A 23,300-nucleotide genomic window follows, 5' to 3' on the forward strand; every position below is an offset into this window, starting at 1 on the left:
CGTGGTTAAAATCCCGAAAGCGTAATGAAATTCAGTGACAGAAATATGACCGCGATGTGGCAATGTGTTTCCGCTAGACCAGCATGTAATACCAGAACAGGGCGACCTCGTCTTTTTCCGGTAGGGCGTTGTAGAGATAACGATCGTATCCGCCCAGGGTGAACCCGTAGTTACGGTAAAACAGACAGGCAGAGACGTTCACATTTTGTGTTTCAAGCCGTAATCCCGGCGCGTTTACGCTGCGGGCCCACACGTGCGCGGCGGCCATCAATTTTTGCGCGGCGCCGGTTCTGCGTTTCGTGCGATCCACGGCTATGTAATCCACCGAGATAAACTTATTCCAGCCGATTGACGCGGTAATAAATCCGGCTATTTCACCGTCGTCTGTTTCCGCCACAAGAAATATGGCGTCCGGATTAACGCAATGGTTTTCAAGGGTTTGAATGTCGAGTTCGTAGGTTTTTATCCAGGGCTCGGCGACGGCTTCGATATGCAAATCACAATGGATAAAGGGCTCTCGCGCAATGTGGCTAATGGTGAAAGAAAAGTCACAACATTCAAGACGGACGAGGTCCGTATTTAATCCTTTTCGAATCTGCATAGTATTCCCGATAGTGAGTTATTTCATAAAGAATAGACGAAGCGGTTAAATCCGCTGAGCTCACGCACTTTTAATCCTGAACTAAGCTTGTACTTCGTTCCGCGTAAAATGTGGGTCATTCGAGGACAATGAATGGAATTCAGGACATTTCAAAAGCAGTGGGGTGCTGAGTTTATTTCCGATGACGTTGTACGTTTTCGCGTCTGGGCAGAAGGACAGAAAGAACTTACGCTACGTCTTGCCGCCACCGATGTGCCGATGACGGCAACAGGCGGCGGCTGGTTCCAGGCAGACGTCCCTGGCGTCACGCACGGTGCAGAATATCAGTTTGTTCTTCAGGACGGCATGGCGGTGCCCGATCCCGCCTCGCGGGCGCAAAAGGGCGACGTTAACGGCCCCTCGGTGGTGATCGATCCCCGACGTTACCAGCCGGTCAACCGCGACTGGGCAGGGCGTCCGTGGGAAGATACGGTCATTTACGAACTGCATATCGGCACCTTCACTCCGGAGGGCACCTTCCGGTCGGCCATCGACAAGCTGCCGTATCTGGCAGAACTCGGGATTACCCAGCTTGAAGTGATGCCCGTCTCCCAGTTTGGCGGTTCCCGCGGCTGGGGATATGACGGCGTGCTGCTGTATGCACCACACTCAGCGTACGGCACGCCGGAGGATTTCCACGCGTTTATCGACGCCGCGCACGGGCTGGGGCTTTCCGTGGTGCTGGATATCGTGCTCAACCACTTTGGGCCCGAAGGAAACTATCTGCCTCTGCTGTCGCCCGCGTTTTTTGATGCACAGCGGATGACGCCGTGGGGTAACGGCATCGCCTACGAGCGCGAGCCGGTCAGGCAGTACATCACCGACGCGCCGCTCTACTGGCTGACGGAATACCGTCTGGACGGCCTGCGCTTTGATGCCATCGACCAGATTAAAGACGGCTCGGACACGCACATTCTCGAGGAGATTGCCGCAAAAATTCGCGAGGCCATTCCCCACCGGCACGTTCACCTGACCACGGAAGACAGCCGCAACGTGATTTTTCTGCATCCGCGCGATGAACAGGGCCACACGCCGCTGTTTACCGGCGAGTGGAACGATGACTTCCACAACGCCGCCCACGTGTTTGCTACCGGTGAGACGCACGCCTATTACCAGGACTTTGCCTTTGAGCCGGAGAAAAAGTTCGCCCGGGCGCTGGCGGAAGGCTTTGTCTACCAGGGCGAGATTTCGCTGCAAACCGGCGAATCCCGCGGGGTGGAATGCCACTCGCAGCCGCCGCAGTTCTTCGTCGATTTTATTCAAAACCACGATCAGACCGGCAATCGCGCCCAGGGCGAGCGGCTTATCTCCCTCGCGGGTGCCGACAAGACGCGGGTGCTGCTTGCCGCGCTGCTGCTCTCCCCGCATATCCCGCTGCTGTTTATGGGCGAGGAGTTCGGTGAAACGCATCCGTTCCTGTTCTTCACCGATTTTCACGGCGAACTGGCAAAGGCGGTGCGGGAAGGGCGCGCGAAAGAGTTTACCGGTCACGCCGGACACGATGAAGCCGTTCCGGACCCGAATGACGTGAACACCTTTGTTCGCTCAAAGCTCGACTGGCATAAGATTGCCACCGACGAGGGCAAAACGTGGCTGCGCTACACGCGCAATCTGCTGACGCTGCGTCATCGCCATATCGTTCCGCTTCTGCATCCGCGCGGTGCCGTTGAGGGCCATGTGCTCAAGACCGCGCCCGGCATGGTGGCGGTGTGCTGGCGCTTTCCGTCGGGGACGCTCTCGCTGGCGCTTAATATCGGCATTAAGCCCGTCGCGCTGCCCGATCTCGCGGGTGAGACGCGCTTTGCCTGGCCGGAAGTCTCTGACGTTTTACCCCCGAACGGTATTGTCGTTCGCTTTGCTGATGGAGAAGCATCGTTATGATCCCTTCCGCCACGTACCGAATTCAGTTCCGTAACGGCATGACCTTTGACCGCGTTGTGGCGCTGGTGCCGTATATGAAGGACCTCGGCATCAGCCACCTTTACGCGTCGCCCGTGTTCACTGCCACGACGGGGTCTACCCACGGCTATGACGTGACCAACCCGAATGAAATCGACCCCGCGATCGGCGGACGAGACGGTTTCGACCGCATGGCGGCGGCGCTTAAGCAGGCCGGTATGGGGCTGATTCTGGATATCGTCCCCAACCATATGTCCACCTCGCTGGAAAACGCCTGGTGGCGCGACGTGATTGAATATGGCCAGCAGAGCCGCTATTTCCGCTACTTCGATATCGACGGGTCACGACCGCTTACGCTGCCGTTTCTTGGCGATACCTTTGAGGCGGAGCTGGAGAAGGGTGCCATCACCTTAAAACGTGACCCTGTCACGGAAAAGGCCGCACTGGTTTACTACGACGCCGAGTATCCGCTTAACCCCGGCACGTACAGCGAAGAGAAAAGCATTGCCGAACTGCACGACGCGCAAAGCTGGCGGCTGATGTCCTGGCGGGAAGCGCCGAAGCAGCTCTCATGGCGGCGCTTCTTTGAGATAACCGGGCTGGTCGGCGTTCGGGTTGAGGATGATGCGGTCTTCGACGACACGCACCGGCTGATCCTTGAGCTGGTCCACGAGGGCGTGGTGGGCGGCCTGCGCATTGACCATGTCGACGGTCTGGCGGATCCGTTGGGCTATCTGCAGCGCCTGCGTCAGGCCGCCGGGCCCGACTGTTACATCACGGTCGAAAAAATTCTCGCAAAAGGTGAGCAGCTCCCCGCAGACTGGCCGGTATCCGGCACCACCGGCTACGAGTTTATCGCCTCGCTGGCGGAAGTGCTGGTCGACGACGATAACCTCTCGCGCCTGGAGACAATCCACGACGAGACGCTCGGCGTGACGGTCGATCGCCATGCGGAGCTGCGCGATGCCAAAGGCCTGATGGCCGATCGCAATTTTGAGGGTGAATTCACCACGCTGCTAAACATTGCTGAGGATCTGGCCCGTCGCAATGAGGTTGCGCTGCCGCGCGAGGAAATCCGTCACGCGCTGCGAGAACTGCTTATTGCGTTTCCGGTCTACCGCACCTACGGCACCCGGGAAGGATTAACCCCGCCGGACGTGGCGCTGCTTAATCGCGTGGTCGCCAGCGTGGAGACGTCGGAAGCGGCGCTCAGCCTGATCGTGCGCATTCTTACCGGCGATCTGCCGGAAGATTGCCGCGAGAGCGCCGCGCTTTTCAGGACCCGCTTCCAGCAGCTTACCGGGCCGCTGATGGCGAAGTCCGTTGAAGACACGCTCTTCTTTCGCCACAACCTCGAGCTTGCGCTCAACGAAGTGGGCGCCGACCCGACGCCGCGCGCGTTTTCATTATCCCGCTTCCACCAGGAGATGCGCATTCGTCTGGCCCGTCAGCCCGATGCGCTGCTGGGCACCTCCACGCACGATACCAAGCGCGGGGAGGATGCCCGCGCGCGCCTTTACACCCTGACGGAAGCCCCGGAACGCTGGGGGGAAAATCTGGCCCGCTGGCGGCAGATGAACCAGACCCAGGTGCGTTTTCTCAATGACGGTACCGCGCCGAACGCCGCCGATACGTGGATGATCTACCAGGCGCTGGCGGGCGTCTGGCCCGCCACGCTGTCACCGGACGACGCCGACGGGCTGAAATCACTGCAAGAACGCTTCCTCGGCGTCCTTGAGAAAGCGCTGCGCGAGGCGAAACAGCGCACCGACTGGATCGACAGTAACGAGAGCTATGAGAGCGTGGTGTTGAGCTACGCGCGACACATGCTTTCGCCGGACAACGCCCCGTTCCTGCATGATTTCAGCGAGGCGATGCAGCCCTTTATCCGCGCGGGGCTGATGAACAGCCTCAGCCAGACGGTGATCAAGCTGACGGCGCCCGGCGTGCCGGATATCTATCAGGGCAGCGAGGCGCTTAACTTTAGCCTCGTCGACCCGGATAACCGACGGGAGCCGGATTTCAACGCGCTGGTGCACAACCTCAGCGCGGCGGATGCCTCGGTGTTTGACAACCCGGCATGCTGGCGGGACGGGCGCGTTAAGCAGTTTGTTACCGCCACGCTGCTGCGGCTTCGACCGCACTACGACGCGCTTTTCCGCTACGGCGACTGGCTGCCGCTTAAGGTCACCGGCGACCGCGAGGAGAACCTGATTGTGTATGCGCGCGTTAAGGACGAGGAGGCGCTGATTGTCGCCGTGCCGCGTCTGGTTTTTGGCATCACCGATAATCATCAGCTGTGGGTCAATACCACTGTAGCGATACCCGACGAACTGGCCGGGAAGCGCTATCGGGATCTGTTCAGCGGTGAGAGCCGCATTCTGCAAAAGACGCTGGATTTAACGTCAGAAAAGGGATGTGTACTGGTTCTGCTTACCTGCGAATAATCGTGGAGAACGAAAATGGCAAAGGAAACAACGTTTGAAATTCGGGCCGGTCATGGCCAGCAGTTGGGTGCGAATTATGACGGGAAAGGGGTCAACTTCGCGCTGTTCTCCGCTCACGCTGAACGGGTGGAACTCTGTCTGTTTGACCCGTCCGGGAAAAAAGAAATCGCCCGGCTGGAGCTGCCGGAGTATACCCATGAGGTCTGGCACGGCTATGTGCCCGATCTGAAGCCGGGTGCGCTGTACGGCTATCGCGTCTACGGCCCCTACGACCCGGAAAATGGTCATCGCTTTAACCCGCATAAGCTGCTTATCGACCCTTACGCTCGCGAACTGATGGGTGACATCGACTGGAACGACGCCCATTTCGGCTATGAGCTGGGGCATGACGAGCTGGATTTGAGCTTTGATACCCGCGACAGCGCGCCGTTTACGCCGAAATGCAGGGTCATCGACCCGAACGCCTTTGACTGGCAGGACAACAGCCGGCCGAACGTGCCCTGGCCGCATACCGTTGTCTATGAGAGCCACGTGAAAGGGTTTACCCAGATGAACCCGGCCATTCCGCCCGAGCTGCGGGGCACGTTTGAGGGAATGGGGCACAAAGCTTCTGTCGACTATATCAAAAGCCTCGGCATTACCTCGGTGGAGCTGCTGCCGGTTCACTGGTTTCCGGACGATCAGCACCTGCTCGACCGCGGCCTGAAGAACTTCTGGGGCTATAACACGCTGGGCTTTTTTGCCCCTGCGTCACGCTACTACGGCCCGGCGGGGATCCAGGGCTTTCGCGATATGGTGCGCGCCTATCATGACACGGGCATCGAGGTCATTCTTGACGTGGTGTACAACCACACGGCGGAAGGGAACGAGCTTGGCCCGACGCTCTCGTTTAAGGGGATTGATAACTACAGCTATTACCGCACGCTCCCGGACCAGCACCGGTATTACATCAACGACACCGGGACGGGAAACACGGTCAACACCTCGCATCCGCGCGTGCTGCAGATGGTGATGGATTCCCTGCGCTACTGGGCGGAATCGATGCACATCGACGGTTTTCGCTTCGACCTCGGGACGATCCTGGGCCGCGAGCCCGAAGGGTTTGACCCGCGCGGCGGTTTTTTTGACGCCATGACCCAAGATCCGGTGTTATCCCGACTGAAGCTGATTGGTGAACCCTGGGATATCGGCCCCGGCGGGTATCAGGTCGGCGGTTTCCCGCCGGGCTGGGGGGAGTGGAACGACAAATACCGCGACACCGTTCGCGAGTACTGGAAGGGGGACAATGTCTCCACGGACTTTGCCGCGCGGCTGCTCGGTTCCGGCGATCTGTACGATCTGCGCGGACGTCGTCCGTGGGCCAGCGTCAATTTTATCACCGCCCACGACGGCTTTACGCTGAATGACCTGGTGTCTTACAACGAAAAGCACAACGCCGATAACGGCGAGAACAATAACGACGGGCATAACGATAACCGCTCATACAACTACGGCGAGGAAGGGCCAACCGAGAACCCGGATATTATTGCTACCCGGGAGCGGCAGAAACGTAATTTCCTGACCACGCTGCTGTTTTCCCACGGCACGCCGATGCTGCTGGCGGGGGACGAGTTTGGCCGCACGCAGAAGGGCAACAACAATGGGTACTGCCAGGACAGTGAGATCTCATGGATCGACTGGAAGGGGCTGTCCGAAAACGACGCTGCGCTGCGCGAGTTTACCCGTCGTCTCATTACCTTGCGCGCGCAACAGCCACTGCTGCGCCGTGAAAGCTGGCGCGACGGGCTGGAGATCCGCTGGTTCAATGCCGGGGGCGGCCCACAGCAGGCCGAGCAGTGGGATGAAGGCTCAACGCTCGGGGTCTCCATCAGCAGGCCGGATCTCAGGCAGGAGGACGGTATCTGGCACGACGTGCTGATGCTGTTCAATCCGTTTGAAGGCACCGTGCCGTTCCAGATCCCGCAGTTTGGCGAAGGGGGATGGGTGCTGGAGCTGTCTACGGCGGATGATGCTGCCACCGGGACAGCGATCACCGAAACCGTAGAGTACGCGCTGGCCGGACGGAGCATTACGCTGTTCCGCCGTCCTTAGTTACAGTGACGCCGCCGCCCGGGCGGCGGTGTCATACAGGGATGAGATCGTGCGTAACAGTTGCGCGGTCTCGCCAATCGACTTCCCGGCAATGCCGCTCTCCGCGTGGATCGCAATCAGACACGCTTCCCGCACGTCCCGGTATTTCATGCACAGCGCTTTCCCTTCCTCCGTGGTAGAGAAAAAGAGTTCTTTACCCGCTTTCTCGCTCGTCACGTAGCCTGCTTTAACCAGCTTTTTCAGGGCATAGGTCACGACGTGGGTATCTTCCACGTTGAGGACGAAGCAGATATCGGCCAGCTTTTTCTTGCGGTCGCGGTGGTTCACGTGATGCAGCAGCGAAACGTCAAAGGCGCCCATATCGGGCTCGCCGGCAGCCGTCATGCAGCGCACCATCCATTTGTTAAACGCGTTGCTGGTCATGATCAGCGCATATTCCAGCTCTGATAACTCCGCGCAGCGCTCGGATACCAGATGGCGGGAAGAGACGATCCGGCCATCGTTGATATCGTCGCGATCGGGTGAAGCACTCTTTTCTGAGGTCATAACGTTCCTTAGCCAGAAATGTAAACTCATCGATAAAATAAGAACATTTTATTGATAATTTGTTTACATGTTTTTGAGGTTCAGATATAGCTTTTTAGCGCAGGTTTTGCGAAGCCTGCCAACAAAACACAACATCGCTCGCCGCAAATTAAAAAAATAGCCGTCGGCGCGCAACGCTCACTTTCGATAGGGTAAACGTTATGGACGGTACTACGCTGCTGCCGCTGATCGGGATACCGATCGTGGTTATTGGTTTTGCACTGCGCTTCAACCCGCTGCTGGTGGTCGTGGTGGCGGGGCTGGCGACGGGTCTGCTGGTCGGCATGGATTTCGGCATGCTGCTGGAGACCTTTGGCGAGAAGTTCGTCAATAGCCGATCGCTGGCCACCTTCATCCTGATCCTGCCGGTGATTGGTCTGCTGGAATATTACGGGCTAAAAGAGCGCGCCCAGGCCTGGGTGGCGAAGATCGCCAGCGCCACCTCGGCGCGTATTCTGATGCTCTATTTTGTCGCCCGTGAAGGTACCGCCGCGCTGGGGCTGATGTCGCTGGGCGGTCATGCCCAGACGGTGCGCCCGCTCCTGGCGCCGATGGCCGAAGGGGCGGCGCTGAACGAATATGGCGAGCTGCCGCAGCACATTCGCGACAAAATCAAAGCCCATGCAGCCGCGTGCGACAACATCGCGGTCTTCTTTGGGGAAGATATCTTTATTGCCTTCGGGGCGGTGCTGCTGATCGACGCGTTCCTGAAAGAAAATGGTATTCAGGGCATTGAACCGCTGCATATCGGGCTGTGGGCCATTCCAACCGCCATTGCGGCATTAGTTATTCATATGACGCGCCTGCTGCGCCTCGATGCAAGCATCCGTCGCGACGTGATGGCCTGGCGTGCAGAGCAGGGTACGCAGGAGGCTGCGCAATGATGACGCTTATCACCATTAACCGCGTGTACTACCTGATTGGCTTTGTCGTGATGCTGCTGGTTGTGATGACCCTGCGCGATCGCGCTAATCCGAAGCGTTTTACCACCGCGCTGTTCTGGTTCTTGTTTGGCGGGATCTTCCTGTTTGGCGATCTGATGGTCCAGGAGCTGGGGAAATCGCTGGCTTACCGGATTATCGGCGGCGGCGTTATCATTATCGCGCTGCTGGCGGGTTTTGGCCTCGTCGGGAAAGGGCACTATAAAATGTCGACCGAGGAGGAGCGCGTCGCGTCGTCAAAGCGGCTTAAAAACTGGCTGTTCCTGCCCGCGCTGATGATCCCCGTGGTGACGGTGCTGGGCACGTTATTCCTGAAGGGCGTTTCGATCGGCGGCGTGTTTCTGCTCGATCAGAAACAGCTGACCCTGGCGGCGCTGTGCGTGGCCTGCGTCGCGGCGATCCTCACCGGCTGGTGGCTGACCAAAGGCACGCCGCTGCATGCCGTTCGTCAGTCTCGTCGTCTTGTCGATACCATTGGCTGGGCGGTGATCCTGCCGCAGATGCTGGCCATGCTCGGCGGCGTGTTCGTGGTGGCCAACACGGGCGACTCGGTACAGAAGGTGGTGAGCCTGTTTGTGAACCCGGATAGCCGCTTCATGCTGGTAGTCATTTACTGCGTGGGTATGGCGCTGTTTACCATGATCATGGGTAACGCCTTTGCGGCATTCCCGGTGTTAAGTGCCGGTATCGCCTTGCCGTTTCTAATCAACGTGCATCACGGCAACCCGGCGCCGCTGCTGGCGATTGGCATGTACGCGGGCTATTGCGGCACGCTGATGACGCCGATGGCCGCGAACTTCAATATCGTTCCCGCCGCGCTGCTGGAGCTTAAGGACAAATATCAGGTGATCAAGATCCAGATCCCGACCGCGTTAACCCTGCTGGTGGTGAACGTGTTCTTAATGTATTTCCTCGTGTTTCGCTAAGGAGCTGTCATGGAATTAACGCAACATCAGGCCGACGCGTTTGCCTGCATGCCTTTGACCTATTTGCGCCAGGAATACCCGAACCACATCATGCACCTGCTGAATGATGATGGTGACGTTCTGCCGCCGCGCGAACTGCATCCCATTTTCTACGGTTGTTTTGACTGGCACTCGGCGGTGCACGGCTACTGGCTGCTGCTGCGCTGCGTGCGGCTCTATCCAGAATTACCTTGCCGGGACGCGATCGTCGCGCTTTTTGACGAGCACATAACCGAAGAGAACGTGGCGAAGGAACTGGCCTATTTCACCGCGCCGTTCCGCGCCTCGTTTGAGCGGCCGTATGGCTACGGCTGGCTGCTTGCGCTGGCCCAGGAGCTGAAACAGTCGTCGCTGCCGCAGGCCGCGGGCTGGTATCAGATGCTGGAGCCGTTAACTCAGGACATTCGCAACCGGTTGGTGGATTACCTCGGCAAGCTCACCTATCCGATCCGCGTCGGGACGCACTACAACACCGCGTTTGCCCTCGCGCTGGCGCTCGATTACGGTCGCGCAGTGGGAGACAAGGCGCTTGAACAGGCGATTGTGGCAGCGGCGGAGCGGTTTTATCTCGCCGACACGCGCTATCCGGCTCATTATGAGCCCGGCGGAGACGAGTATATTTCCGGCGCGCTGACGGAGGCGCTGCTGATGAGCAAAGTGTCTGAAGACTTCCCGGTCTGGTTTGACGCGTTTCTGCCGGAGGTGGGTGCCGTTACGGCGCTGATGTATCCGGCGGAAGTGAGCGATCGCACCGACCCGAAAATTGCCCATCTCGACGGATTAAACCTCAGCCGCGCGTGGTGTATGAAGCATATTGCCAAAGCGCTTCCCGCTAACCATCCGGCGCAGCAGGCGCTGCGCGAGGCAGTGACTAAACATCTGGCCGCAAGCGTTGAGCATGTGGTCGGCAGCCACTACAGCGGCGGGCACTGGCTGGCGAGCTTTGCGCTGCTGGCGCTGGAGTAAATAAACGCGCTGCGCCGTGAGGCGCAGCCTGTTAAGCCGATGCCCGAACCGCAGGGCGCAGCCTGCTCAGGCTAAATAAGACCGATCCCGTTGAGGCAATCACCGCAATCCACAGCGCCAGATGCACGGCCCGGTCATCAAGCGTTTGATGATCTGACCCTGTCGTCACAGCCAGCAGCACCCCCACCGCGGCGGCACCGAGACACTGGCCGAATGTCCTGACGATAGAAAGCACGCCAGAGGCATAGCTGGCATATTCCCGCGCCACGTTAGAGAGCATTTCCCGGTTATTGGGACTCTGGAAGCAGCCAAACCCAATCCCACAAACCAGGCTGCGCAGGCAGATATTCCATACGGAAGGATTTGCCGGCAACGTCGCCAGCAGGACCAGCCCACCAACAAACACGATCAGCCCGAGGGTCGAGATCAGCGGCGCGGAAATGGTATCCGCCCAGCGACCCGCGTGCGGCGCGATCAGTACGATGCCAATCGGCCACGGGGTGAACAGCAGCGCGGACACTACAGGGCTGTAGCCATATACGCTCTGAAACAGGAACGGCAGCGCGACAAACGTGATCCCCTGGCTGACAAACGAGGCCAGCGAGGTCAGCGCGGCGAGGGTGAAGCGCCCGTTTCTGAACATCACCGGCGGCAGTAACGGATGTTGCGCACGCCGGATCCGCCAGGTAAAGGCGAAGGCGCTTACCAGCGCGAGAACGCCCCAGAAGATGGCCTGCGCGCTAATCTGTTGCGCCACGTGCTGAAGGCTGTCGGCCAGCATGATCGCGGAACCTAACAGGACGGCGGAGAGCACGGCGCCCGGCGCGTCAAAGGGAGTTCGGTCCACGGCCGATTCCCGCGGTAAAGCCCGCCATGCCAGCATCAGGGCGATGCTGCCCGGAATGAGGTTAATGGCGAACAGCCATTGCCAGCTCAGGGCGTCCAGTATTGTTCCTCCGAGCACAGGAGCAATCGCCGTGCTGGAGGCGATAAGCAGGGCGTGCAGCCCCAGAATACGGCCAAGCAGTCGGCCAGGAAAAACGGAACGCAGGATCGCCGGGGCGATACTCAGGGTCGCCGCCCCGCCGATGCCCTGCAGGATCCGCATCCCGGTTAACATTTCCGGCGTTGTTGCCAGCGCGCAGCCGAGTGAGGTGAGCGTAAAGGTGGCAAGCCCGCTCAGAAAGACCGGGCGATAGCCCACGCGCGCCGCCAGCGCGGCGAAAATAGCCAGCGTCATTGCCGCTGACAGCAGATAGCCGTTAGCGAACCAGACCGCAACGTTCGCGGGGACCTGCATCGCCCTTGCCATAGAGGGGAGCGCGATGTTGATCATGGTGCCGTCAAAGACGCCCATCAGCGTGGTGGTCATAACGGCGGCCAGGACCCGGGCGCGTTCATGCCCGGGTAAACCTTCATCGCCGGGCAGGTTTGAAAATAGCGTCATCGTCGTTACTCCGGATAAGAATCGTGATGACGAAACTATAATCATGCGGTATACAGGGCGGAAGACACAGCATTTGCACTTAATCATTGCACATAACGCCATATCTGAGGAGCCACCGTGTCCGATCCTGATTTTAACCTTCTGGTTGCGCTCGACGTTTTGCTGGCAGAAGCCAGCGTGGCGGGCGCGGCGCGACGTTTAAGCCTGAGCACCTCCGCCATGAGCCGTACCCTCAGCAGGCTCCGGGAGGTGACCGGCGATCCTATTCTGGTACGGGCCGGTCGTCACATGGTGCTGACGCCCTGGGCCGAAGCCACCCGGGATCGCGCCAGAAGCGCCGTCTACGAGGCAAGGGCGGTTCTGCAGCCCTCCACCGACACGCTGAAGGTGGAAAATCTCGAACGGCTGTTCACCATCCGGGCCAACGACGGTTTTGTGGTGGCATTTGGGCCACTACTTATTGCGGCGGTGGCGGAGGTGGCGCCCGACGTCTGTATTCGTTTTTCGCCGAAACCTGAAAAAACGTCGCGCTATTTGCGCGAGGGGCTGGTCGACCTGGAGATTGGCGTGCAGAACAATATGGGGCCTGAAATACGGCTGCAAAGGCTCTTTCAGGATCGGTTTGTTGGCGCGGTGCGCAAGGGGCATCCGCTGTCATTACGGCATGATGTCAGCCTTGACGATTATGTCGCGTGGGGCCATGTTGTGGCCTCTCCGAACGGATCGTTGCATGGGTCTGTCGATGACGCGTTGGCAGAACGGGGGATGAAACGCAAGATCGCCAGCGTGGTGCCCGGCTTCCCGACGGCGTTATCCGTGGCGCTGGCCTCCGATCTGATTGCCATGGTGCCGGCGTTGTACCTGCTCAATCAGCCGATGAATGAGCAGGTACACGTCTTTGAATTGCCCTTTAAGACCAGGACCATTACGGTGTCACAGATGTGGCATCCGCGCATGGAGCAGGACCCGGCGCACCGGTGGCTCAGAGAGAAAGTGCTGGAGGTGTGCCGTTCCGTGCGCTGAGCGCTCAGGCAACCTTTCCCGGCACGGTGAGGATGAAGCGCGTCGACACCGCATCCGATTCCACGCGGACTTTTCCGTTGTGCGCCGTGACGATGGACTTCACGATGGCAAGCCCAATTCCGCTGCCTTCACCTTTACGCTGCCTGGACGGATCGACGCGATAAAAACGGTCAAACAGCTTCGACAGATGCGCCTGCGGGATCGGCGTACCGGGGTTTTCTGTCACCAGCTCAACGTTGTTATCCTGTGTTCTGATGGAGACCGTTACCGTTTTCCCTTCCGGCGTATAGCGCAGGGCGTTGGAGAGCAGATTATTGATTGCTCTTCTGAACATCTGCGGATCGCCTTCTATCAGGCAGGGCATCCCGTTAAATTTCAGCGCGATGTGGCGTTCTTCCGCCCAGGCCTCGAAGAAATCAAACACCTTCATGACCTCGCCGCTTAAATCAAACATCACCCGATCCGGGATAAGCTGATTATTATCCGCCTGCGCAAGGAACAGCATGTCGCTGACCATGCGGGTCATCCGGTTGTACTCTTCGAGGCTGGAGTACAACACATCTTCCAGCTCCTTCTGAGAACGGTTCTGGCTCAGCGCGATTTCCGTTTGCGTCACCAGGTTGGTGATGGGGGTTCTGATTTCGTGCGCGATGTCGGCGGAAAAGTTAGCCTGACGGGTAAAAACATCTTCAATCTTTTCGATCATCTGGTTGAAGGAGATGACCAGCTGCTCCAGCTCAACGGGGACGCGGGACGGCTCCAGCCGCGCGTCAAGATTTTCGGAGGTGATGTTTTTAATAGCGTTGCTGACGTTACGCAGGGGCAAATGTCCTTGGCGCACGGCGATGCGGATGACAAGAATAATCAGCAGGCTGATAACGGCGGCAATCGCCAGAAGGTTTTTTTTCAGCGCCTCAAGGTAGTGCAGATGAAAATTAATGGAGAGCCCGATCAGCATCACGTAGCCCTGCGTTTTGCCCTGCAGCGTCGCCGTGCCTGAGGAGGCGATAATCCGGTACGTTTCCATTTTCATGTCGGACCCGGCGTGCATGGGGGCGGCCGGGCCTTCAACCGTCCAGAGAAACACATCCTGCGCGCGGCGGTGTTCGCTAAAGTACGCCGTGTTCATCGCGGGGCGCAGTGCCGCTCCTTGCGCCGAGCTGAACAGGGTATTGCCCTGCGGATCCAGAAGCAGGACGGCCACGTTGCGGTAGCTGGCGATCGACTCTTTGATCTTGCTGATTTTCTTTTGGTCAGGATCGGCCGGTGACTGCAGGATGCGGTGCATCGCGGTGCTGATTTGCTGCAGGTCGCTGATATCCTGCTCGGCGAAGTGCTTTTCAACGGAATGCAGCATAAACCAGGTAAAGGCGAAAAAGGCCAGTATCGTTGAGAGGCTGATAAAAAAGGTCAGCCGCAGCGCAAGCGAGAACGGGCGTCGGAGGGGCTTAACGCGCATCCGGGACCTCCAGCATATAGCCCACGCCGCGCACCGTCTGGATCAGCTTCGGTTCAAAATCGTTATCGATTTTCGCGCGAAGCCGTTTTACCGCCACGTCAATCGCGTTTGTGTCGCTGTCAAAATTCATGTCCCATACCTGGGAGGCAATCAGTGAACGGGGAAGCACCTCTCCCTGATGACGCATGAAAAACTCCAGCAGGCTGAACTCTTTGCTGGTTAACAGGATGCGGCTTCCGGCTCGGCTGACCTTTCTCGACACAAGGTCAACCGTCAGGTCAGCCACCTGAAGCTGGCTTTCGGCGATCACCGTATTTCCGCGCCTCAACAGCGTCCTGACCCGGGCGAGCAGCTCGGCAAAGGCGAAAGGCTTAATCAGATAGTCATCCGCGCCCAGCTCAAGCCCCTTAACCCGGTGTTCAATCGTACCGAGAGCCGTCAGAAGTAGTATGGGCATCCCTTTGCCGGCAGAGCGGAGCATGCGGACAATGTCCCAGCCGTTCACATCGGGCAGCATGATATCCAGAATCAGCAGATCGTATTCAGCGGTCATGGCGAGATGGTAGCCGTTCAGGCCATTAACAGCGTGGTCCACGACAAACCCCGCTTCAGTGAGCCCCTTGCTGAGGTACTCACCGGTTTTCATTTCATCTTCAACGATCAGTATTTTCATCTTGCTCCCCTGACTAGCTGCTGATGACATTCTATGGAGCCCGCAACCGTTCACAATGACTTACGTTAAAAATGACAACATTGTCATTATCCCGTCACCCGTCAAACAGGAAGCGTTCAGTAGAGTAGCCCTAAAAATACTCTGGACTTCATTTGAACCGCTATGTTCCTGTTAAAACGACTCAGCATCAGTACGGTATTTATCCTGGCGGGCTGCGTCTCGCTGGCCCCCGAATACCAGCGCCCGGCATCACCGATACCCCAGCAGTTTTCACTTTCGCGCAACAGCCTGACGCCCGCGATGGTGGGGTATCAGGACACCGGGTGGCGCAACTTTTTCGTCGACCCGCAGGTAGCCGGGCTGATTACAGAAGCGCTGAACAATAATCGCGATGTAAAAATGGCCGCTCTGAAGGTTGAAGAGGCACGGGCGCAGTTCAGCGTGACGGATGCGGATCGTTATCCTCAGCTGAATGCGTCTTCGGGTATCACGTACAGCGGCGGGCTTAAAAGTGACAAACCCACCACGCAGCAGTACGACGCGGGCCTTGCGCTTAGCTATGAACTCGACTTCTTCGGCAAGCTGAAGAACATGAGCGAGGCCGGCCGACAAAACTATTTCGCCAGCGAAGAGGCCCGTCGCGCGGTGCATATCCTGCTCGTCTCTAACGTTTCACAGAGTTATTTCAACCAGCAGCTGGCGTTTAAACAGCTGCGTATCGCGCGGGAAACGCTGAAAAATTACCGGCAGTCTTATGCGTTCGTTGAGCAACAGCTGGTGACGGGCAGTACGAACGTGCTGGCGCTGGAACAGGCCCGGGGACAGATCGAAAGCACGCAGGCAGAGATTGCCAAAAGAGAGGGAGAGCTGGCGCAGGCAAATCATGCCCTGCAGCTGGTCCTCGGCACGTATCGCGCGCTCCCGGGCGAGAGCGGCATGAACGCCAGCGACGTTGCGCCGGTAAAGCTGCCGCCTCATCTCTCCTCAGCGATACTGCTGCAGCGCCCGGACATTTTGGAAGCGGAGTATCAGCTTAAAGCGGCCGATGCGAATATCGGCGCCGCGCGTGCCGCCTTTTTCCCGTCAATATCATTAACCAGCGGGCTTTCAACTGGCAGTACGGAATTATCCAGCCTGTTTACCGCGGGCAGCGGGATGTGGAATTTTATCCCTAAAATAGATATTCCCATTTTTAATGCGGGCAGGAATAAGGCAAACCTGAAGCTGGCCGAAATTCGCCAGCAGCAGTCGGTTATTAATTACGAACAAAAAATACAGGCCGCATTTAAACAGGTTGCCGACGCGCTCGCGCTGCGGGACAGCATCAACCAGCAGCTTGCTGCGCAGCAGCGGTATCTTAATTCACTCCGCATCACTCTTCAACGTGCAGGAGGGTTATATTCCAGCGGTGCAGTCAGCTATATCGAAGTCCTGGACGCGGAACGTTCTCTTTTCGCTACACAGCAAAATATTCTCGACCTTATTTATGCCCGACAGGTTAATGAAATTAATCTCTTCACCGCGCTCGGCGGCGGTTGGGTCGAATAACGTTATTTAATTAAAAAGGAAAATAAGCATGCGCAATTCTCTTAAGGCCATTGTATTCGGAGCGACCTCAATTATGTTTTCTGCCAGCCTCCAGGCTGAGGTTCATCAGCACGAGGGGATGAATTCTTCCAGCGAAGCGACCTCAGAGCAGCTCATTACCGGGACCGGCATCGTGAAGGACGTTGATCTCACGAATAAAAAAGTCACGATTTCTCATGAAGCGATCCCGGCGATTGGCTGGCCCGCGATGACCATGCGTTTCACCTTTATTGAGGCCGATGAGAGCATCAACGCCTTAAAGGTCGGCAGTCACGTTGATTTTTCATTTGTTCAGCAGGGCAATATCTCTTTACTGAAGAGCATTAAATAGCGAGAAACGGCATGGCCTCATTAAAAATAAAATACGCTGCCATGATAGTCAGCAGCCTTATTGCGGGAGGGCTGATATCCGTGACGGCATGGCAGACACTTTATTCATCTGAAAAAACAGCAAATAGCGTTGCGGAAAGAAAGGTCCTTTTCTGGTATGACCCGATGAAGCCTGACGTGAAATTCGACAAGCCCGGTAAATCACCATTTATGGATATGGATCTGGTCCCGAAATATGCGGACGAAAATAACGATAAAAGCGGTGGCGGTATCCGTATCGATCCGACGCAGGTCCAGAATTTAGGATTAAAAACGCAAAAAGTGACGCGCGGAACGCTGAATTATGCCCAGACGATCCCGGCCAATGTCAGCTATAACGACTATCAGTTTGTCATTGTGCAGGCGCGCGCGGAAGGCTTCGTTGAGAAAGTCTACCCGCTGACGACGGGCGATAAGGTAAAGAAAGGCACGCCGCTGATTGATATTACCATTCCGGACTGGGTAGAGGCGCAGAGCGAGTTTCTGCTGTTATCCGGCACCGGCGGAACGCCGACGCAAATCAAAGGGGTTCTGGAACGGCTTCGGCTGGCGGGTATGCCGGATGAGGATATTCAGAGGCTGCGTGAGACCCGCACGATCCAGACACGGTTTACCATCAGGGCACCGATCGACGGGGTGATTACTGCCTTTGACCTCCGTACCGGGATGAATATTTCGAAAGATAAGGTCGTGGCGCAAATTCAGGGAATGGATCCGGTCTGGATCGGCGCGGCAGTCCCAGAATCGATTGCGTATCTGCTGAAAGATACCTCGCAGTTTGCTGTTTCGGTACCGGCCTGGCCGGATAAATCCTTCCCGGTTGAAAAATGGAGTCTTCTGCCGAGCGTGGATCCAACCACCCGTACGCTGCAGGTGCGCCTGCAGGTCTCCAACAAGGATAAGCTGCTGAAACCTGGCATGAACGCGTACCTGAAGCTGAACACCCAAAGTCAGGAAATGCTGCTGATCCCCTCCCAGGCCGTTATTGATACCGGCAAAGAGCAGCGCGTTATTACCGTTGATGCGAACGGGAATTTTGTACCGAAAAGGATCCGCGTTCTGTATGAATCTCAGCAGCAGTCCGGCATTGGTGGCGGGCTGGAAGAGGGGGAGTCAGTCGTCGTCAGCGGTCTGTTCCTGATTGACTCGGAGGCCAATATTACCGGTGCGCTGGAGCGCATGCGCCACGCTGAAACCCCTGACGACGCCCATTCTGGCCATTAAGGAGACGATGATGATTGAATGGATTATCCGACGGTCAGTGGCCAATCGTTTCCTGGTCATGATGGGGGCGCTGTTCCTCACCGTCTGGGGTACATGGACGATTATTAACACGCCGGTCGATGCCTTACCCGATCTGTCTGACGTGCAGGTGATTATCAAAACCCGCTATCCCGGCCAGGCCCCGCAGATAGTTGAAAACCAGGTGACCTATCCACTCACCACCACCATGCTGTCGGTTCCCGGCGCTAAGACCGTGCGCGGTTTTTCGCAGTTTGGTGATTCGTATGTGTACGTCATTTTTGAAGATGGCACCGATTTGTACTGGGCCCGTTCGCGCGTGCTGGAGTACCTGAATCAGGTTCAGGGCAAACTCCCTGCCGGCGTGAGCTCGGAAATCGGCCCGGACGCCACGGGCGTAGGCTGGATATTTGAGTATGCGCTGGTGGACCGCAGCGGAAAACACGATCTCGCCGAGCTGCGATCATTGCAGGACTGGTTCCTGAAGTTTGAGCTAAAAACTATCCCGAACGTGGCCGAGGTGGCCTCCGTCGGCGGCGTGGTGAAGCAGTATCAGATTCAGGTTGACCCGTTAAAGCTGGCGCAGTTCGGCGTCAGCCTGCCGGAGGTTAAGCAGGCCCTTGAATCGTCTAATCAGGAAGCGGGGGGATCGTCCGTAGAACTCGCGGAAGCGGAATATATGGTCCGGGCCAGCGGCTATCTGCAGACCATCGATGATTTCAATCACATCGTCCTGAAAACCGGTGAGAACGGCGTGCCGATTTACCTGCGTGATGTTGCCCGCGTACAAACGGGGCCGGAAATGCGCCGTGGTATTGCCGAGCTGAACGGGCAAGGTGAAGTGGCGGGCGGCGTGGTGATCCTGCGTTCGGGTAAAAACGCGCGCGAGGTCATAACGGCGGTGAAAGACAAGCTGGAGACGCTGAAGGCCAGCCTGCCGGAAGGCGTTGAGATTGTGACTACCTACGATCGCAGCCAGCTCATCGATCGGGCAATCGACAACCTGAGCGGCAAGCTTCTTGAGGAGTTTATCGTGGTGGCCATCGTCTGCGCGCTGTTCCTCTGGCACGTCCGCTCTGCGCTGGTCGCAATTATCTCTCTGCCGCTTGGCCTGTGTATTGCCTTTATCGTTATGCATTTCCAGGGGCTGAACGCTAATATCATGTCGCTGGGAGGCATTGCCATTGCCGTCGGCGCGATGGTGGATGCCGCCATCGTGATGATTGAAAATGCGCATAAACGGCTGGAAGAGTGGGACCACCGCCACCCGGGGGAGCCGATTGATAACGCCACCCGCTGGAAGGTGATCACCAACGCCTCTGTAGAGGTTGGCCCCGCGCTGTTTATCAGCCTGCTGATCATCACCTTGTCGTTCATTCCCATCTTTACCCTCGAGGGACAGGAAGGGCGGCTGTTTGGTCCACTGGCCTTCACGAAAACGTACGCCATGGCGGGGGCGGCCGCGCTGGCCATCATCGTGATCCCCATTCTGATGGGATTCTGGATCCGGGGTAAAATCCCCGCAGAGACCAGTAACCCATTGAACAGGTTGCTGATTAAAGCCTACCATCCGCTTCTGATTCGGGTGCTCCACTGGCCTAAAACCACCCTGCTGGTTGCGACCTTATCCATCTTCACGGTGATCTGGCCCCTGAGCCAGGTGGGTGGCGAGTTCCTGCCAAAGATAAATGAAGGTGACCTGCTGTATATGCCGTCAACATTGCCGGGCGTCTCTCCGGCAGAAGCGGCGGCGCTCCTGCAGACCACGGACAAACTCATCAAAACCGTGCCTGAGGTAGCGTCGGTGTTCGGTAAAACCGGTAAAGCCGAAACGGCCACGGACTCCGCACCGCTTGAAATGGTGGAAACCACCATTCAGCTTAAGCCTGAGAATGAGTGGCGACCCGGAATGACGATTGACAAGATCGTTGACGAACTCGACAAGACCGTTCGTTTACCTGGCCTGGCGAATCTCTGGGTTCCGCCCATCCGCAACCGCATCGATATGCTTTCAACCGGGATTAAAAGCCCGATTGGCATCAAGGTGTCAGGTACCGTTCTGGCTGATATCGACGCCACGGCGCAGAGCATTGAAGCGGCGCTACATCGACGTTGATATCAACCGGGAAAAAGCCTCCCGCTACGGGATGACGGTGGGCGACGTGCAGCTTTTCGTCTCCACGGCCATCGGCGGGGAGACGGTGGGAGAAACGGTGGAAGGCGTCGCCCGCTACCCGATTAATATTCGCTATCCTCAGGACTACCGAAACAGCCCGACCGCGCTGAGGCAGATGCCGATCCTGACGCCGATGAAACAGCAGATCACGCTGGGCGATGTGGCGGATATCAACGTCGTTTCCGGCCCTACGATGCTGAAAACGGAGAATGCCCGTCCTGCGAGCTGGATTTATATCGATGCCCGCGGCAGGGATATGGTGTCGGTGGTGAACGACATTAAGACTGCTATTAGTCAGAACGTAAAGCTGAGACCGGGCACCAGCGTCGCATTCTCTGGACAGTTTGAACTGCTTGAGCACGCCAATAAGAAACTGAAGCTAATGGTACCGATGACGGTGATGATCATCTTCATTCTGCTGTATCTGGCATTCCGTCGCGTGGATGAAGCGTTGCTGATCCTGATGAGCCTGCCGTTCGCGCTGGTCGGGGGGATATGGTTCCTGTACTGGCAGGGTTTCCATATGTCTGTGGCAACCGGCACCGGCTTTATCGCTCTGGCAGGGGTGGCGGCAGAATTTGGGGTGGTCATGCTGATGTATTTGCGTCATGCCGTTGAAGCGCATCCGAAGTTATCCCATCGGGAAACCTTCATCGTACAGGGACTTGATGACGCCCTTTATCATGGCGCCGTCCTGCGCGTGCGGCCAAAGGCGATGACCGTCGCGGTGATTATTGCCGGTCTGCTGCCCATTTTGTGGGGAACCGGTGCCGGATCAGAAGTCATGAGCCGGATAGCGGCGCCAATGATTGGCGGCATGATCACGGCTCCGCTGCTATCGCTGTTTATTATCCCTGCGGCGTATAAGTTGATTTGGTTGCGCAGGCTTAAAAAACCATAAAAAAACCGCCGCTAGCGGCGGGTTTTTACGTGATGAATGCTTAGCGCGCCTTGCTGATCAGTTTGCGCCAGGCTCTGTTATGCAGAGTAAATAGCAGCATCTTATAGAAAGCGGTAGAGAAGATGCAGCTGCCGCTAAGCCCCAGCATGACGGTACTCACCATCGCAGCGGCCAGACTGACGCCCGGAGCAGCGCTACCGCTCAGTGCGGCCAGCAGATAGGCTGCCGTTAATACCAGACTTATCACCGCCAGCGTAAGATGTAACCGCACGGCGCGCATGCTTCCTTTGCCAATCATAAACATCGTCACGCCGTTGATGCCTGCGAACAGTAGGGCGATCAGCACAATCCACACGAATACACGTTCGGCTGGCTGGCCGAGTGCGGCGAATACGCCATAGCCCAACCACAGCTGAGGAATCGCGAAGCTAACAATTACCCCGAGAGTACTTATTGCCGCCGGAATACCCATGGTGTGTAGACCCACAGGTTTGCCCATTTCTTCAGCCAACTGAGTCTTTAGCTGTTGCAGCTGTGTCGGGGAGGTATTGCTTATGCTGGTAGCCACCTCGTTACAGTGTTGCAGGCGACGGGTTAAAACTTTAAACATTTGAATACTCAGCGTTCAGTTAGGTAAAAATGATTGCAGCACACCAACCACATAGCGTCCTGACTGGACGGTATTTTGCGGATTGCGGATAGTCCCAGTGAGTGAGCTCCCCACAAAGGCCGATGCGTTGTTGACCGCACTCATCAGCTCGCGCTGCAGTGATTTTTGTAACGATTCGCTTGGGAAACGTTTCGGATAAACACCTGCACGGATCGCGGCCTTTACCCCGGCACTGGAGATACCTGGATTCTGCGCTTTAATGATCTCTTCCGTGATGCGCTTACGCTCGGCACGGCTCAGGCTCTGGAACCAGGCGGTAACTTTACTTGAAGACGCCGCTTTCATCAGCTTGTACGTTTCTAAAGTACCTCTTAGCGCGGTTCCTGCCGCAGCAAGCGAAATAACATCCAGAACTGTCGTGGTAGCAACGTACCAGTCCTGGCTGTCAAGCCATGCAACGTCGGAACCATGGTCGTTATGGATAGCCAGCAGACGGCCCGCGCCAATCATGCATTGCGCTCCCGTAGCCAGCGTACCGGACAGGCTAATCGCCGCAATCACACCAGACCCGCCAGCGGTAAACGGTACTGCCGCACCGGCACCAAACGCCATGACAAGCGTAACAATCATCGCGCCACAGGCAAAACCGGTCGAGGTAATTTCCGTAGCAAGTGACGGAGTAGTTAGCGTCGCAACCACAGCTTTTTCTGCACTGATTTCCTTAGCATCTGGAATTTTACTGATGACTACATGGCTGACGGTGCTCTGATTCACATCAGCAATGCGTCGAGAGGGGCGAACCAGCCAGCGTTGCTTGCCATCATCAAAAATGATGCCGACATTGTAAAAATTACGCGAGCAGTCGAGCTGCGCGGCCAGCTTTTTAAAATCGATATGTGCACCGGCCTGTAGGCCAAGGCTTCGCGAGAGATCATATGAGGGAAGGGTGCTGTCAGGCGACTGCTGACCGGGTAAGTTCATCGAGGAAGCTCCTTCATTCCGTGAGGACTATTAATTAGCAGGATAATTTATTGAAAAAATTTATGATTCGAACACTAAGACTTAGATAATAGCAGCGTTAACTCGGTGATCAAATGATATTGCTTGACTTAAATGTAAACGATACCAGGGTGTATTAAAGCTTAGCGGCAGACTTTCTTAGCACAGTAATGGCTTTGTTGAATAAATCGAACTTTTGCTGAGTTGAAGGATCAGATCACGTATCTTCCCGACAACGCAGACCGTTCCGTGGCAAAGCAAAAGTTCAAAATCACCAACT

17 protein-coding genes and 1 pseudogene are annotated in these 23,300 nt (G+C 57.0%); 11 read left to right on the plus strand and 7 right to left on the minus strand.

Annotated features, from left to right (window positions below; all coding sequences use genetic code 11):
* Positions 1-73 precede the first annotated feature (73 nt).
* Positions 74-601: a GNAT family N-acetyltransferase gene (locus ACWYRJ_RS13265; protein ID WP_223582322.1), complete on the minus strand. Its 528-nt coding sequence runs from the start codon at positions 599-601 to the stop codon at positions 74-76.
* A 132-nt stretch (positions 602-733) separates the two neighbouring features.
* On the opposite strand from ACWYRJ_RS13265, the gene treZ reads away from it, so the two are divergent.
* Genes treZ through glgX form a run of 3 tightly spaced genes read left to right on the plus strand, consistent with a single transcriptional unit; the run spans position 734 to position 7,077 of the window.
* Positions 734-2,521, plus strand: a complete 1,788-nt coding sequence (treZ, locus tag ACWYRJ_RS13270; RefSeq protein ID WP_455508048.1) for a malto-oligosyltrehalose trehalohydrolase — start codon at positions 734-736, stop codon at positions 2,519-2,521.
* Positions 2,518-4,986, plus strand: coding sequence for a malto-oligosyltrehalose synthase (gene treY / locus ACWYRJ_RS13275; protein WP_455508049.1), 2,469 nt, complete (start codon positions 2,518-2,520; stop codon positions 4,984-4,986). Before treZ ends, treY begins: the two co-directional genes overlap by 4 nt.
* Positions 4,987-5,001: 15 nt before the next feature.
* Positions 5,002-7,077 carry a glycogen debranching protein GlgX gene (gene glgX, locus ACWYRJ_RS13280; RefSeq protein ID WP_455508050.1) on the plus strand — a complete coding sequence of 692 codons (2,076 nt, stop codon included), beginning with the start codon at positions 5,002-5,004 and terminating at the stop codon, positions 7,075-7,077.
* Here glgX and ACWYRJ_RS13285 read toward each other — a convergent pair whose 3' ends face one another.
* Complete coding sequence (locus tag ACWYRJ_RS13285; RefSeq protein WP_024908533.1) at positions 7,078-7,623, minus strand: winged helix DNA-binding protein; 546 nt, start codon at positions 7,621-7,623, stop codon at positions 7,078-7,080. It abuts the gene before it with no gap.
* 200 nt (positions 7,624-7,823) lie between these two features.
* On the opposite strand from ACWYRJ_RS13285, the gene ACWYRJ_RS13290 reads away from it, so the two are divergent.
* Genes ACWYRJ_RS13290 through ACWYRJ_RS13300 form a run of 3 tightly spaced genes read left to right on the plus strand, consistent with a single transcriptional unit; the run spans position 7,824 to position 10,534 of the window.
* Positions 7,824-8,546: a DUF969 domain-containing protein gene (locus ACWYRJ_RS13290; protein WP_023327494.1), complete on the plus strand. Its 723-nt coding sequence runs from the start codon at positions 7,824-7,826 to the stop codon at positions 8,544-8,546.
* Complete coding sequence (locus tag ACWYRJ_RS13295) at positions 8,543-9,529, plus strand: DUF979 domain-containing protein (RefSeq protein WP_111963569.1); 987 nt, start codon at positions 8,543-8,545, stop codon at positions 9,527-9,529. Before ACWYRJ_RS13290 ends, ACWYRJ_RS13295 begins: the two co-directional genes overlap by 4 nt.
* 9 nt (positions 9,530-9,538) lie before the next feature.
* Positions 9,539-10,534: a DUF2891 domain-containing protein gene (locus tag ACWYRJ_RS13300; RefSeq protein WP_455508051.1), complete on the plus strand. Its 996-nt coding sequence runs from the start codon at positions 9,539-9,541 to the stop codon at positions 10,532-10,534.
* 31 nt (positions 10,535-10,565) lie between these two features.
* Here the strand turns inward: ACWYRJ_RS13300 and ACWYRJ_RS13305 are convergent, their stop codons facing one another.
* The gene (locus tag ACWYRJ_RS13305) at positions 10,566-11,981 is read right to left on the minus strand and encodes an MFS transporter (RefSeq protein ID WP_455508052.1); all 1,416 of its coding nucleotides are present in this window, start codon (positions 11,979-11,981) and stop codon (positions 10,566-10,568) included.
* A gap of 117 nt (positions 11,982-12,098) precedes the next feature.
* On the opposite strand from ACWYRJ_RS13305, the gene ACWYRJ_RS13310 reads away from it, so the two are divergent.
* Positions 12,099-13,004, plus strand: a complete 906-nt coding sequence (locus tag ACWYRJ_RS13310; protein ID WP_455508053.1) for a LysR family transcriptional regulator — start codon at positions 12,099-12,101, stop codon at positions 13,002-13,004.
* 4 nt (positions 13,005-13,008) lie between these two features.
* On the opposite strand, the gene ACWYRJ_RS13315 is transcribed toward ACWYRJ_RS13310, so the two are convergent.
* Both ACWYRJ_RS13315 and ACWYRJ_RS13320 read right to left on the minus strand, forming a co-directional pair.
* Positions 13,009-14,463 (minus strand): Cu(+)/Ag(+) sensor histidine kinase, encoded by a 1,455-nt coding sequence (locus ACWYRJ_RS13315; RefSeq protein WP_455508054.1) that lies wholly within the window; start codon positions 14,461-14,463, stop codon positions 13,009-13,011.
* Positions 14,453-15,136: a copper/silver response regulator transcription factor gene (locus ACWYRJ_RS13320; protein ID WP_111963563.1), complete on the minus strand. Its 684-nt coding sequence runs from the start codon at positions 15,134-15,136 to the stop codon at positions 14,453-14,455. The genes ACWYRJ_RS13315 and ACWYRJ_RS13320 overlap by 11 nt, the downstream gene beginning before the upstream one ends.
* 162 nt (positions 15,137-15,298) lie before the next feature.
* Between ACWYRJ_RS13320 and ACWYRJ_RS13325 the strand changes: the two genes are divergently transcribed.
* The 4 genes and pseudogenes from ACWYRJ_RS13325 (at position 15,299) to ACWYRJ_RS13340 (ending at position 21,411) form a co-directional block, all read left to right on the plus strand.
* Complete coding sequence (locus tag ACWYRJ_RS13325; protein ID WP_455508055.1) at positions 15,299-16,684, plus strand: efflux transporter outer membrane subunit; 1,386 nt, start codon at positions 15,299-15,301, stop codon at positions 16,682-16,684.
* Positions 16,685-16,712: 28 nt separating this feature from the next.
* The gene (cusF, locus tag ACWYRJ_RS13330) at positions 16,713-17,054 is read left to right on the plus strand and encodes a cation efflux system protein CusF (protein WP_455508056.1); all 342 of its coding nucleotides are present in this window, start codon (positions 16,713-16,715) and stop codon (positions 17,052-17,054) included.
* 11 nt (positions 17,055-17,065) lie between these two features.
* A complete protein-coding gene (locus ACWYRJ_RS13335; RefSeq protein WP_455508057.1) occupies positions 17,066-18,316 on the plus strand; it encodes an efflux RND transporter periplasmic adaptor subunit in 1,251 nt (416 codons plus the stop codon).
* A 10-nt stretch (positions 18,317-18,326) separates the two neighbouring features.
* A pseudogene (locus ACWYRJ_RS13340) lies at positions 18,327-21,411 on the plus strand (CusA/CzcA family heavy metal efflux RND transporter).
* 40 nt (positions 21,412-21,451) lie between these two features.
* Here ACWYRJ_RS13340 and ACWYRJ_RS13345 read toward each other — a convergent pair.
* Positions 21,452-22,021, minus strand: a complete 570-nt coding sequence (locus ACWYRJ_RS13345) for a hypothetical protein (protein ID WP_111963558.1) — start codon at positions 22,019-22,021, stop codon at positions 21,452-21,454.
* Between the two features lie 15 nt (positions 22,022-22,036).
* The gene (locus tag ACWYRJ_RS13350) at positions 22,037-23,002 is read right to left on the minus strand and encodes a hypothetical protein (protein WP_455508058.1); all 966 of its coding nucleotides are present in this window, start codon (positions 23,000-23,002) and stop codon (positions 22,037-22,039) included.
* Positions 23,003-23,300 lie beyond the last annotated feature (298 nt).

It is taken from the genome of Enterobacter sp. (assembly GCF_977039595.1).

Bases quoted from the DNA above. Each gene is read 5' to 3' on its own strand.
- ACWYRJ_RS13265 (WP_223582322.1), bottom strand. From the start codon at position 601: ATGCAGATTCGAAAAGGATTAAATACGGACCTCGTCCGTCTTGAATGT.
- treZ (WP_455508048.1), top strand. From the start codon at position 734: ATGGAATTCAGGACATTTCAAAAGCAGTGGGGTGCTGAGTTTATTTCC.
- treY (WP_455508049.1), top strand. From the start codon at position 2,518: ATGATCCCTTCCGCCACGTACCGAATTCAGTTCCGTAACGGCATGACC.
- glgX (WP_455508050.1), top strand. From the start codon at position 5,002: ATGGCAAAGGAAACAACGTTTGAAATTCGGGCCGGTCATGGCCAGCAG.
- ACWYRJ_RS13285 (WP_024908533.1), bottom strand. From the start codon at position 7,623: ATGACCTCAGAAAAGAGTGCTTCACCCGATCGCGACGATATCAACGAT.
- ACWYRJ_RS13290 (WP_023327494.1), top strand. From the start codon at position 7,824: ATGGACGGTACTACGCTGCTGCCGCTGATCGGGATACCGATCGTGGTT.
- ACWYRJ_RS13295 (WP_111963569.1), top strand. From the start codon at position 8,543: ATGATGACGCTTATCACCATTAACCGCGTGTACTACCTGATTGGCTTT.
- ACWYRJ_RS13300 (WP_455508051.1), top strand. From the start codon at position 9,539: ATGGAATTAACGCAACATCAGGCCGACGCGTTTGCCTGCATGCCTTTG.
- ACWYRJ_RS13305 (WP_455508052.1), bottom strand. From the start codon at position 11,981: ATGACGCTATTTTCAAACCTGCCCGGCGATGAAGGTTTACCCGGGCAT.
- ACWYRJ_RS13315 (WP_455508054.1), bottom strand. From the start codon at position 14,463: ATGCGCGTTAAGCCCCTCCGACGCCCGTTCTCGCTTGCGCTGCGGCTG.
- ACWYRJ_RS13320 (WP_111963563.1), bottom strand. From the start codon at position 15,136: ATGAAAATACTGATCGTTGAAGATGAAATGAAAACCGGTGAGTACCTC.
- ACWYRJ_RS13325 (WP_455508055.1), top strand. From the start codon at position 15,299: ATGTTCCTGTTAAAACGACTCAGCATCAGTACGGTATTTATCCTGGCG.
- cusF (WP_455508056.1), top strand. From the start codon at position 16,713: ATGCGCAATTCTCTTAAGGCCATTGTATTCGGAGCGACCTCAATTATG.
- ACWYRJ_RS13335 (WP_455508057.1), top strand. From the start codon at position 17,066: ATGGCCTCATTAAAAATAAAATACGCTGCCATGATAGTCAGCAGCCTT.
- ACWYRJ_RS13345 (WP_111963558.1), bottom strand. From the start codon at position 22,021: ATGTTTAAAGTTTTAACCCGTCGCCTGCAACACTGTAACGAGGTGGCT.
- ACWYRJ_RS13350 (WP_455508058.1), bottom strand. From the start codon at position 23,002: ATGAACTTACCCGGTCAGCAGTCGCCTGACAGCACCCTTCCCTCATAT.